Genomic DNA, 12098 nt, shown 5'->3' on the forward strand with positions numbered 1-12098 from the left:
GGCTGCTGCGTCGACGGCCGTGTCGGCGGTTCCGTCGATGGGCTGGTGTCAGGCACGGGCGAACGCTACCGCGGCGCGTCGGAGGTGGCGCGAGCGGTCCGTCGGCGGGAGGCTGCCGGTGCTCCGGGTGGGCACCGGGTCAGCGCTGGAGCTCGGGGATCGCGTCGAGGTACGCGGTGAGGTTGCGCCGCACCTCGCCGACGGAGTCGCCGCCGGTCTTCTCGAGGAGCGCGTCGGCGAGCACGAGCGCGACCATCGCCTCGGCGACGACCGCGGCCGGGGGCACGGCGCACACGTCGGAGCGCTGGTGCTGCGCCTTGGCGGGCTCGCCGGACGCGGTGTCGATCGTCGCCAGCGCGCGCGGGACGGTCGAGATGGGCTTCATCGCGGCGCGCACGCGCAGGATCTCCCCGTTGGACATGCCGCCCTCGACGCCGCCGGCGCGGTTGGAGCGCCGGACGATGCGCCCGGTCGGGTCGCGCTCGATCTCGTCGTGCGCCTGCGAGCCTCGGCGGGTCGCGGTGCGGAAGCCGTCGCCGACCTCGACACCCTTGATCGCCTGGATCCCCATGAGCGCAGCCGCGAGGCGGGCGTCGAGGCGACGGTCGGAGTGCACGTACGAGCCGAGCCCCGAGGGGACGCCGTAGGCGAGGACCTCGACGACGCCGCCGAGGGTGTCCCCGGCGGCGTGGCAGTCGTCGATCTCGGCGACCATGGCGGAGGAGGTCTCGGGGTGGTGGCAGCGCACCGGGTCGGCGTCGAGCCGCTCCGTGTCGTCCGGGTGCGGCAGCGGGGCGTCGTCGGGCGTCGCGACGGGTCCGATGGCGACGACGTGCGAGACGAGGCGGATCCCGGCGGCCTGCTCGAGGAGGTGGGCCGCGACGGTGCCGAGGGCGACGCGCGTCGCGGTCTCGCGCGCGCTCGCCCGCTCGAGCACCGGTCGGGCGTCGTCGAAGGCGTACTTGCGCATGCCGACGAGGTCCGCGTGCCCGGGTCGCGGACGCGTGAGGGGCGCGTTGCGTGCGCGGTTGAGCTTGTCGGGGTCGTCCACCGGGTCCGACGACATCACGTCGACCCACTTGGGCCACTCGGTGTTCCCGATCTCGATCGCGACGGGCCCGCCCTGGGTGAGCCCGAGGCGCAGGCCGCCGAGCACCCGGACCGCGTCCTGCTCGAACTTCATGCGCGCGCCGCGCCCGTACCCGAGCCGGCGCCGCGCGAGCGCGGCCTGGATGTCGGAGGTCGTGACCTCCACGCCGGCGGGGACACCTTCGAGGATGCCGACGAGCGCCTCACCGTGCGACTCACCGGACGTCAACCAACGCAGCATGGTGGGCATCCTTCCACGGGTGCGGGGACCCACCTCGACGAGTCCGTCCGGTGGACCTGCGTGCCGGCGATCCCCCGGGACGACGCAGGGCCCGGTGGTCCGCCCGTCACGAGCGGCGCCACCGGGCCCTGCGCGGTGCCCTGGTCAGGCGCCGGTGAGCGGCTTGCTCAGGTCGGCGGGCGGGAGGGCCGGCGCCTCGGTGGCCCCGTCCTCGGCGGGCGGGTCGAGCGACTCGACCACGTACACGTAGCCGGAGATCGTCATCTCGATGTCGCCCTTGTTCGTCGCCGGCTTGCCCTCCGAGGCCTCCTTGGCGTCGGTGCCCGCGCCCGTGATCGCCGTCACGAGGAAGAGCCGGGTCGATCCGGTTTGGAGCTGGGCGAGGGCGGTCGTCACCGTCTCGACGGAGCCGAGCAGCGTGATGTCGACGGGGACGGCGACGAAGCCCGGGACGTTGAGCCCGGAGGCCGCCGGCGGGACCGGCTGCGCGGTGGTGCCCTCTGCGTCGGTCGGCTCCGTGGCCTCGCCGCCGTCCGTGGCCTCGGCGGGGGCGCCCGCGTCGGCGGTCTCGGCGGCGGGCGGCGGGGCCGCGGCCGCTCCGGCGGCGGCCGCGTCGCTCATCGCGATCGGCGGGCCCGGCTTGACGGAGACGACGAAGGCGCCGCTCGCCTCGGCGATCGAGGAGACCTGACGCAGGTAGTCGGACAGCTGCGCGGTGCGCGGGATCTGCACCTCGAGCGCCGCGAGCTCGGCACGGTACTGCTCGAGGTTCTCGTACTGCGCCTTGAGCTCGACGAGCTTGGCCTCGAGCGTCGCGTTCTGCGCGTCGACCGAGACCTTCTGCAGCTCGGCCTCGTCCGCGGCGTCGATCTGCGGGGAGACGCCGAGGGTCCAGCCGCCAGCGAGCGCGAGCACCGCCGCGAAGGCGGTTCCGCCGACCCAGGTGGTCTTGCTGGCCATGTCAGTTCCCCTCGGTCTCGGAGAAGCGGCCGGCATAGGCGTCGACCGTGAACTGCACGCGCGAGGTGACCTCGTAGTAGACGCCGTCCTCGTCGTCCTCCTTGGTCTCCACGCCGGAGACCCACGCGTCCTGGAAGCCCGGGATGCTGCTGAGACCGTCGAGCCACGCCCCGGTGTCGGGAACGGTGAGGCTGCGGCCCGTGAACGCGACCGTGCCGACGCTCGGCTCCTGGAGCGGGTCCGCCGGGGCGGCGGGCGCCAGGACGGGCGTGGCGCCCGAGGTGGTGATGGACGACAGCTGAACCCCGGGGGGCATCACCGCGAAGATGGCGCCGATGTACGGGGTCCACAGGACCTCGGTCGACATCCCGGTCAGCCGTGCCTGCTCGAGGCTGTCGAGGCGGTCGAGGACGACGGGGACGTCCGCGTACTGCTTCTGCTCGGCGAGGAGCCGTGACGTCTCCGTCTCCGCCTCGGCGAGTGCTGACTGCGCCGACGCGGCCTGCAGGGACGCCGCGACGCAGGCGAGCGCCACCACGAGCACCACGGCCCCGAGGCCGACGACGAGTCGCCGCTGGAGCTGCCGGAGCGCGCGTGACGCCCACACCTCGGGAGGGGTGAGATCAACCTGCGGCATGCTGATGGTGTCGGTGCCGGGCGCTTCCGCCCGGGTCGACCGACGGTCGAGAAGCGCGGTCATGCGGCGACTCCAAACGCGAGGCCGAGCGAGACGGCGAGGGAGTGCTGACGCTCGGCGAAGGCCTTCGGTGCGCCCGGAGCGCGCACCGCCATGGTGGACAGGGGTTGCCCGAGCGCGACGGGGAGCCGGGTCGCGCTCGACAGGTACTGCCCGAGGCCGGGGAGCTGGCACCCGCCGCCGGTCAGCATGATCATGTCCGCGGCGGCACCGGGGTTGCTGCTCGCGTAGTAGACGAACGTGTTGCGCACCGACTCGACGAGGTTCGTCGTGACGGTCAGGACGCTCTCCGCGGCCTCCGCGAGCTCGGGCGCGGCGCCGTAGCCGACACCGAGCTCACGCTTGAGCCGGTCGGCGTCGGGGAGGGAGATGCTCATGGCCGAGGCGACCGCGTCCGTGACGTCGTCGCCGCCGGTGGGCAGCATGCGCACGAGCCGGGGCACGCCGTTGGCGATGATGACGATGGTGGTGGCGCGTGCTCCGACGTCGACGACGCCGACCGTGCGGCCCTGGGCGTCACCGCGCGACATGACCCGGGCGAGCGCGAGCGCGTCGAGGTCGACCATGACGGGCTTGAGCCCGGCCCGCTCGACCGCGGCGATGTTCGCGCGGACGGTCTCCTTGGTCGCGGCGACCAGGAGACCGCGCATCATCGCGCCGTGCTCGCCCGCGTAGGTGCTGGTCGGGACGTAGTCCAGGACGGTGTCCTCGACGGCGACGGGCAGCATGCCCTGCACCTGGAACGGTAGGGAGGTGCGGATCTGCGCCCTGGGGAGCCACGGGAGATCCAGGTCCCTGACGATGACCCGCTGGTTGCCGACGCCGATCACGACGTCCTTGGTGCTGAACTTCGCCTGGACCCACAGCTGGCGCAGGGCGCTCGCGACGGTCTCGGGCTCGGCCACCTCGCACTCGCGGACCGCACCGGCGGGCAGCGCGACCTCGCCGAAGTTGGTCACCGCGGCCTCGCCCGTGACGGACGGGCCACCGCGGCCGAACTCGACCTCCGTTGCGCGCACATGGGTCGTCCCGATGTCGAGACCGATCACCCGTGACTTGGCCACACGACCATCCCCTCAGCTGTGGAGCAGAACCACCTGCTCTATCGGGAGCCGAGGCGCGGTCCTTGAGGGTTGTGACGGGGTCAGAAGAACGAGGTCAGAACATCAGCGCGAGGTACGCGTCCCACAGCTGCTCGCCCCAGGTGATCCCGACGGCGGCACCGAGGAGCATCCAGGGTCCGAACGGGATCCCGGTCTTGCGGGAGGCCCGCCGCCCCACGAGGAGCACGACGGCGTAGATCCCCGAGAGCAGGAACGCGGCGAACCCGCCGACGGCGAGCGCGCCCCAGCCGCACCACCCGAGGTAGAGCCCGAGGACGCCGGCGAGCTTGACGTCACCGAACCCCATGCCCTTGGGGTAGGCGAACCACAGCACGAAGTACACGACGTAGAGGACCACGCACCCGACGGCCGCGCGCAGGAGCGCGGCCCACGCCGGCTCCCCGCCGGGGTTCAGGCTCGCGAGCGCGAGCAGCGCCGCCGCGACGCCGTAGGACGGCAGGACGATCGCGTTCGGGAGCCGGTGGGTGTCGATGTCGATCAGGGCGAGGCACACCGCGATCGCGGCCAGGTAGAGAAAGGCCGGCAGCGCCCAGGTGAGGCCCACGACGACCGCCGTGAGGACGAACAGGATCGCGGTTCCGGCCTCGACGAGGGGGTACCGGACCGAGATTGGCGCACCGCAGTCGCGGCACCGGCCTCGCAGCGCGAGCCACGAGACGACCGGGACGTTGTCGATGGGGCGGATGGCGTGGCCGCAGCCCGGGCACGCGCTCGGGGGGTGCACGACCGACTGCCCCTGGGGGACGCGCCAGATGACGACGTTCAGGAACGAGCCGATCGCGAGCCCGAGCAGCGCGACGAGCGCGAGGAGGACGAGTTCCACGCCGCGGACGCTACTGGTACGTGCCGGAGGGGGCGAACACGGGCGAGACCTCGACCCACACGTTCACGCCGTAGGTCGTGGTGACGGGCGAGAGGAACTTCGGCGGAGCCGTGTACCGGAAGCGCTCGTCGTAGTTGTAGTCCTTGGTGTACCCGTTGGACCCGCTCTTGACCGTCCCGCGGTACTTCTGGGCGATCGCACCGTTCACCATGAGGGTTCCCCGGTTGCCGCCGCCACGGCCGATGTTCTGGACCTGGAAGGTGTGCGCGACGGACAGGATCGCTGCGTCGATGCGCCGGTTCGAGCCGCCGAGCAGGCTCGCGTTGCTGGAGTTCAGCGGGTTCCACACCCACACGGCGTTGTTCCCGACGAGACCGAGCATGTCGCGCTGACCGTCCGCGTACTTGGTGTCGCCCACGACGTACACGTAGTTCTCCGCCGCGATGGTCAGCTTGCCCTGCAGGGTCCCCTTGACGAAGACGTCGCCGTTCTTGAACCCGTAGGCGGGGTTGGCGGCCGTCGAGGACTCGGGGGTCGTCTCGTTCGTCATCGGGTACCCCAGGCCGTTGCGCCCGCCGGCACCAGTGGACGTGGACAGCCCGCTCGGCGGCGCCGCGCTGTAGTTCGGGTCCGTGAGGACCGTCGGCACGTTCTGCACGTAGACCACGTTGTTCGCGGGGACCGAGATCGTCTGACCGGTGGGCCCGCCGAGCTGTCCCGCGCTGTTCCCGGGGGTGCCGCACGCGGCCGGGCTCGACCCGGTCGTCGGCGTGTCCCCCACGACGTTCGTCTTCTTGGTCCACGGGGACCGCACCGTCATCGTCCCGCTCGAGTTGAGCACGATCTCGGTCGGGCCCGTGTAGAGGCAACCGGGGCGGGGCACGTCCTGCGACAGGTCGGAGCGCGTCTCCTTCTTCAGCTGCGAGTTCGTCGCAGGCATCGGCAGGACGGGGCTGTACGCCGGGTAGCCGGGCAGGTCGAAGACCTGGCCGCTGCACGTCGCGTTGTTCGACGTCCGCTTGACGTACTTGACGCCGGACGCCGGGTTGTACGCCGTGGTCACCGTGCCACGGAACCTCGCGTCGCAGATGCGGATCGTGTCGTTCGAGTGGGCCGGACCGTTGATGTCGTCGTTGCCGCCGAACGCGATCTCGCTGCACGAGGTGCTGTACGTGCGCCCCGCCCAGGCGTAGCGCGAGCAGAACGCCACGTCGTCTCCCGCGACCAGGGGGTCCTGGATCTCGAAGTCGGTGAAGTACAGGAAGTCGATGAACCCCTGCTGCTTGAGGTCGGCGACGATCGTGCGCGTCTCACCGCCGGCCAGGCCCGTCGAGCGCAGGCGCAGCGTGCCGTCCGCGTCGAACTTCGCGTTGTCGACCTCGTAGCGGAACTTCGCCTCCCCGCCGCTGCCGGCGACGGGCGCCCACGTCCCGCTCGTCCCGACCCCGAACGCGGGGTTCACGACCGGCGGGAGCGCCACGTCGCTGGCGCTGCTGAACGTCGCAGCCGGGTTCCCGTACTGGAAGTAGGTCGTGTCGTTCGCGAGCCGGCTCTGGTACTCCTCGACGCCCGCGTACGCGGCAGCCATCGCGGCGTTCCAGTCCTGGGTCGCGCGTGACGACCGCTGCGTGCCGATCGCGAAGGAGACGGCCGCGACCATGAAGATCGCGAGGACCGCCGAGACGCCGATGACCAGGATCATCGCCATGCCCGAGTCGTCCTCGCCGCTGCGGGCCCGCCGCACGAGCTGGATCATGTCAGGCTCCCACCCGTGAGATCCCCAGGTTGGGGATGCCGACTGTGTTCTGCAGGGTCACCGGCTTCGCGCGCCCGGTCTTGTCGGCCTGCACCGTCACGTTCACCTGCACCGCCGCGATCGACCGGAGCTGGTCGACCGTGAGCACGCCCACGGCGGGCGGCACGACCTCGACGGCGTCCTTGTCGAAGTACCTGAAGGTCGCGGCGCCACCCGCGGCCACCGTGACGAGGTCGCGCGCGATCGTGCGCGAGTACGCAGCGTTCGTCCAGTAGGCGGAGGTCGTCTGATACGGCGCCGCGGGGAGCCCCGTGAACGTCCAGTACGGGCCGCTCGACGTCACCGCGTTCCAGCGCTTCTCGACGAGCGCACCCGTCGAGGTCACCTCGAAGCGCGCGACGATCGGGCGGGGCGTCGCGGAGCTCGTGTCCAGGTACGACCGGAGCACCACCGAGTCCCGCGTCGCGGCGAGGAAGACCGGGTTGTTCAGCGACTGGCCCGCGACCCGGATCTCCGTGCCGGAGCGCACGACGCGCGTGACCTCCTTCATCGCGACGGAGGCGGCGCGGGTGCTGTCGGTCGCCGAGCGTTCGCGGGTGAAGGACCGGGTCACGGACGTCAGGAGCGAGACCACGAGGACCATCAGCAGGGACGTCACCATCATCGTCACGAGCATCTCCGCGAGCGTGAGCCCCGCGTCGTCGCGCCGCCCCGCGCTCAGGCGCGCCCGCAGCGCGGTCACGGCGTCACGACCCGGGGGTCGAACGTCACGATGCCGGACGGGTCGATGCTCGACCGCGCGGGCACGGGGGCGGCGGGCAGGCTCATCTGCCCCGCGGCGACCGCGGTCGTCCAGCTCGAGACCGTCGCTCCCGTCCCGGAGTACAGGCGCCAGGACCCGTACGGCAGGGCGACGGTGAGCAGGCCGTCCGCCGGGATCCCGTAGCCGGCCGCGGAGCCGAAGGTGTACGTCACGGCCGTGGCCGGCGCGGGCGTGACGCAGCCCGGGTCGCCGCTGCCGGGGACCGGTGAGGTCGCCGAGACCGCCCGCAGGTAGCGCTGAGTGCCGGAGCTCCCCAGCGCGAGCTTGACCACACCCATCGGGACGTTCGCCGTCGCCGTGCCGCCGGCAGCCGCCGCGACCCCGGCGGGCCGGGTGCCGGTGATCGGCTGACCCGTCGCGTTCGTCGAGTCGGGCCACTCCTCGGGGTCCGCCGCCTTGCACGAGCCGGCGAACACCTGGTAGCCGCCACTGAACGGGTGCAGCTTGACCGTGCGGGACCTCGAGGTCGCGGCTCCGGGGTCGAGCACGTGGGCTCCGTAGGTACTGAGGAACGTCGTCGTCGGGTTCGCCGGCACACGGACCACCTCACCGGCCGCCGGGACGTAGTCGCCCGCGTAGTTGACGGTGAACGTGCCCGCGGCGTCGTACTGGAACGAGGCCGCCGCGGAGGTCCCGGCGGTGACGCCGACCGTGACCTTGGACGTCGTGGCCTGCGCCGTGTCGACGTGACTCGCGCGGCTCACCGTGACGTCGTACGTCCCGGGCGTCACCTTGAGGACGTAGCTGCACCCCTGGGCGTCGGTCGGGGCGGGCGCGACGGTCAGCGAGGTGGCGCCGTTCGGGACGCTGGAGGGGGCCGCGCTCACGCTCACCCCGCCGACGCCCGTACCGGCCGCACCCAGCACGGAGACGAGGATGGTGCCCTTCGTCGGGTCGTTGATCTTGCTCTCCGGCTGGATCACGGTGTCGGCGCGCACCGGCTCGGTCGCCGCACGCTTGCCGTCCCACGTCACGCTGACGTTCACGCGCTTGTACCGGAGCGCCGAGCCGCCGGCACCGCAGACGATGTCGTTGTTCGGGTCCGTCACCCACTGCGTCCTGACCTGGACGTGAAACTTGTCGTTGCTGATCGTCTTGTCGACGTCCTTGTCGAGCAGGTCGAACAGGTCCTCGGTGTCGCGCGCCAGGTCGATCTCCTGCGCCGCGAGGTTCGCCGCGACCTCGCGCGCCCGGGAGTCCCTCGACAGCGTGATGACCGAGAGCATCCCGTAGATGACCCCGCTCGAGACGATCGCGAAGACGAACATCGCCACGATCACCTCGACCAGGCTCATCCCCGCCTCGTCACGCGAGCCGGTCAGGACCTCGTGCATGCGCCGCATCCGGGACGTTCCTTCCTGGGCTGGTGTGGGTACCGACGTGCGGGGCACCGCCTGAGCGATGCCCCGCACGTGTCGGGCTGAGCGGAGCAGACGTCAGGAAGTCGCCTTGACGGTCTTCCCCGTCACGCTGTCGTACGTCCACGTCGTCGTGCTGGGCAGCTTCGCGTGCGTGCCGACGATCGTGTAGGACTTGTCCGAGTCCTTCGGCGTGACGGTGAGGGTCACGTCGGCGCTCGTGGTGAGGCCGGCACTGGTGCCGAGCGTCGCCGCGGTCATGCCGGTGTAGAGGCCGTTGTTGTCCGTGGCGTACGCCTCGGCCGCCGTGCTGGCGTTCTTGACGTCCGAGACGACGGCGGCGCCCCAGGCCTTCTCCCGCTGCTTGAGGAACGCCGGGATGGCGATCGCGGCGAGGATCCCGATGATGATGACGACGACGAGGAGCTCGATGAGCGTGAAGCCCTTCTCGCCGCGCTCCCGCTTCTCCATCGTGGCGCGAATGCGAGCGTTCATTGTGTGCCTCTTCCAGTGTCTGAGTTTCGGAGTGGAGCGCCCCGGCTGACCGGTGCGGTGTGGTGCTACACCAGGTTCATCGTCCAGGAGCGGCCGGGCCTTAATGGACCGTTCGGGGGAATCCCTGCTTCACCCGTCCGGCCGCAAGGCGTTACTCGACGAGCGAGAAGATCGAGAAGATCGGCATGTAGAGCGCGACGATCATCCCGCCGACGATCACGCCGAGGATCGCGATCATGAGCGGCTCGATGAGTGCGGTCAGCTGCTCGGTGGTCGCGCTGACCTCTTCGTCGTAGAACTGCGAGATCTTCTTGAGCATGCCCTCGAGGGCACCGGAGTCCTCGCCGGTCGCGACCATCTGGACGACCATCGAGGGGAACACCGAGTGCTTCGACAAGGGGCCGGACAGCGACTGACCTTTACGCACGCTCTCCTGGACGTCCTTGACGGCCCGCTCGATCGCCCAGTTTCCGCTCGTCTCCCCCACGATGTCGAGCGCCTGCAGGATCGGCACCCCGGCTCCGAGCATCGTGCCGAAGTTCCGGGTGAAACGGGCGATGGCGACCTTCTGGAACAACGCACCGAATACCGGCATCTTGAGCAGAGCCGGCTCGAACCTGGAACGGATCGACTCGTCGTTCTTGTGCTTCTTCCACCAGACCGCGAAGGCGATCGTGCAGACGGCGAGGAGCGGCGCCAGCCATTTCATCCAAGCCGAGAGGACGACGAGGATCTGGGTCGGCCACGGGAGCGCGCCGCCGAGGTCCGTGAACATCTGCTCGAAGATCGGCACGATGAACAGGAGCATCCCGATGACCGCGAGGATCGCCATGATGAACACCATCACGGGGTACGTCATGGCGGACTTGATCTGGGCGCGGAGCCGGACCTCGGCCTCGTAGTTGTCGGCGATCGACACCAGGGACTGCTCGAGGAAGCCACCGATCTCCCCGGCCCGGATCATGTTGATCATGAGCGGCGGGATCGAGTCCTTGTTCCGCGCGAGCGACTCCGAGAGCGACACGCCGGTCTCGACGTCGCTGCGGGTCTGTGCGAGCACCTTCGCGAGCGGCTTCGACTCGGTCTGGTCCGCGAGGATCGTCAGCGTACGCAGCAGCGACAGGCCCGCGGAGATCATCGTCGCCATCTGCCGCGACATGACGGCGAGGTCCTTCATCGTGATCCGGTCGCCGAAGCCGGGGATCGAGATCTCCCGCTGCATGCCGGTCGTGCTGACCTCGTCGATCGCGATGGGCGCGAGCCCCATCGTCCGCAGCCGGTTCGCGACGGCGACCTCGTCGTTCGCCTCGATCTTGCCCTTGACGACCTTGCCGTCCTGGCTCCGGACCGAGTACTGGTAGGTACGGGCGGCCATCACATGCCTCCACTCATCGGTGCAGGCACGCCCTGCATGCCGTTCATCTGCAGCGCCGCCGCGCCCTGGTTCATCCGCGTCGTGCGACCGGTGAGCTTGTTGAAGTCCTCGACGTGGTGCGCCTTCTCGAGCCCCACCTCGTAGGAGATCTTCCCGGTCTTGACGAGCTCCGCGAGGTGCTGGTCGAGCGTGTGCATCCCGTGCTCGGCGCCGGCCTGCATCGCGGAGTACATCTGGTGGGTCTTTCCCTCGCGGATCAGGTTCCTGATCGCGGGGGTCGCGACCATGATCTCCGTGGCCACGACCCGCCCCTTGCCGCTCGAGCGCTTGCACAGCGTCTGGCAGACGACGCCCTGGATGACCCCGGAGAGCTGCGTGCGCACCTGTGCCTGCTGACCCTCGGGGAAGACGTCGATGATGCGGTCGATCGTCTGCGCGGCGTCCTGGGTGTGCAGCGTGGCGAACACGAGGTGGCCGGTCTCCGCGGCGGTCAGCGCCACCGAGATCGTCTCGAGGTCACGCATCTCACCGACCAGGATGATGTCCGGGTCCTGGCGCAGCACGTGCTTGAGCGCGCGCGCGAACGAGTGCGTGTCGGCACCGACCTCACGCTGGTTGACGATCGAGCGCTTGTGCCGGTGCAGGAACTCGATCGGGTCCTCGACCGTCATGATGTGGTCGTCCCGCGTGCGGTTCGCGAGATCGACGACCGCCGCGAGGGTCGTCGACTTGCCGGAGCCGGTCGGCCCCGTGACGAGGACCAGCCCGCGGGGCAACCCCGCGAACGAGCCCACGACGTTCGGCACGCCGAGCTTCTCGAGGGGCTTGATCTCGTACGGGATCACTCGGAAGGCCGCGCCGATCGACTCGCGCTGCTGGTACAGGTTCACGCGGAAACGCGCCTGACCTCGCACCGCGTACGCGAAGTCGAGCTCGAGCTCGGCCTCGAAGACCTCGCGCTGCTTCTGCGTGAGGATCGAGTACAGCGTCCGGCGCAGCGACTCGGGCGCGAGGGTCTCGAAGCCCTCCATGGGGCGCAGCTTGCCGTCGAGCCGGATCATCGGGGGTGAGCCGGCCGTCAGGTGCAGGTCCGACGAGCCCGTCGCGACCATCTCGAGCAGCACGGAGTCGAGCCGGACGTCCTCGGCCTGCGCCTCCTGCGTCATCCGGACGCGCGAGGGAGCAGCCGAGCGTTGGCCCGGAGCCTGCGGCGGGCGTGCCCCGGCGGGTGCCGCGCTGGCACCACCGGGTGCAGAGCCGGCACCGGCGGGTGCGGACGCGGGACGAGCGGGCGGCGCCCCGTGACCGGCCGGCGGTCCCGCGGGCGGCGGCGCCGCGTACGGAGCCACCCCCGGCG

The 12098-nt window shown here is 70.8% G+C and carries 11 protein-coding genes; all 11 read right to left on the reverse strand.

Features of this window, described 5'->3' with window-relative positions; translation table 11 throughout:
* Nucleotides 1-139: 139 nt before the first annotated feature.
* The gene (gene aroC, locus AB6N24_RS12035; RefSeq protein WP_412869636.1) at nucleotides 140-1330 is read right to left on the reverse strand and encodes a chorismate synthase; all 1191 of its coding nucleotides are present in this window, start codon (nucleotides 1328-1330) and stop codon (nucleotides 140-142) included.
* Between the two features lie 144 nt (nucleotides 1331-1474).
* A complete protein-coding gene (locus tag AB6N24_RS12040; protein ID WP_412869637.1) occupies nucleotides 1475-2290 on the reverse strand; it encodes a hypothetical protein in 816 nt (271 codons plus the stop codon).
* Between the two features lies 1 nt (nucleotide 2291).
* A complete protein-coding gene (locus tag AB6N24_RS12045; RefSeq protein ID WP_412869638.1) occupies nucleotides 2292-2927 on the reverse strand; it encodes a fimbrial assembly protein in 636 nt (211 codons plus the stop codon).
* 59 nt (nucleotides 2928-2986) lie between these two features.
* On the reverse strand, nucleotides 2987-4051 hold the full coding sequence (gene pilM / locus AB6N24_RS12050; RefSeq protein WP_412869639.1) for a type IV pilus assembly protein PilM: 1065 nt from the start codon (nucleotides 4049-4051) through the stop codon (nucleotides 2987-2989).
* A 94-nt stretch (nucleotides 4052-4145) separates the two neighbouring features.
* Entirely contained in the window at nucleotides 4146-4934 is a 789-nt protein-coding gene (locus AB6N24_RS12055) for a prepilin peptidase (RefSeq protein ID WP_412869640.1), read from the reverse strand.
* 10 nt (nucleotides 4935-4944) lie between these two features.
* Nucleotides 4945-6690: a hypothetical protein gene (locus AB6N24_RS12060; protein WP_412869641.1), complete on the reverse strand. Its 1746-nt coding sequence runs from the start codon at nucleotides 6688-6690 to the stop codon at nucleotides 4945-4947.
* A gap of 1 nt (nucleotide 6691) precedes the next feature.
* The gene (locus tag AB6N24_RS12065) at nucleotides 6692-7432 is read right to left on the reverse strand and encodes a prepilin-type N-terminal cleavage/methylation domain-containing protein (RefSeq protein ID WP_412869642.1); all 741 of its coding nucleotides are present in this window, start codon (nucleotides 7430-7432) and stop codon (nucleotides 6692-6694) included.
* Nucleotides 7429-8856 carry a type IV pilus modification PilV family protein gene (locus AB6N24_RS12070; protein ID WP_412869643.1) on the reverse strand — a complete coding sequence of 476 codons (1428 nt, stop codon included), beginning with the start codon at nucleotides 8854-8856 and terminating at the stop codon, nucleotides 7429-7431. The genes AB6N24_RS12065 and AB6N24_RS12070 overlap by 4 nt, the downstream gene beginning before the upstream one ends.
* A 93-nt stretch (nucleotides 8857-8949) precedes the next feature.
* Nucleotides 8950-9366, reverse strand: coding sequence for a type IV pilin protein (locus AB6N24_RS12075; protein ID WP_412869644.1), 417 nt, complete (start codon nucleotides 9364-9366; stop codon nucleotides 8950-8952).
* A gap of 151 nt (nucleotides 9367-9517) precedes the next feature.
* The gene (locus AB6N24_RS12080; RefSeq protein ID WP_412869645.1) at nucleotides 9518-10741 is read right to left on the reverse strand and encodes a type II secretion system F family protein; all 1224 of its coding nucleotides are present in this window, start codon (nucleotides 10739-10741) and stop codon (nucleotides 9518-9520) included.
* Nucleotides 10741-11907, reverse strand: a complete 1167-nt coding sequence (locus AB6N24_RS12085; RefSeq protein ID WP_183294793.1) for a type IV pilus twitching motility protein PilT — start codon at nucleotides 11905-11907, stop codon at nucleotides 10741-10743. Before AB6N24_RS12085 ends, AB6N24_RS12080 begins: the two co-directional genes overlap by 1 nt.
* Nucleotides 11908-12098 lie beyond the last annotated feature (191 nt).

Source organism: Cellulomonas jepli, assembly GCF_047229345.1.
GTDB lineage: Bacteria > Actinomycetota > Actinomycetes > Actinomycetales > Cellulomonadaceae > Cellulomonas_A.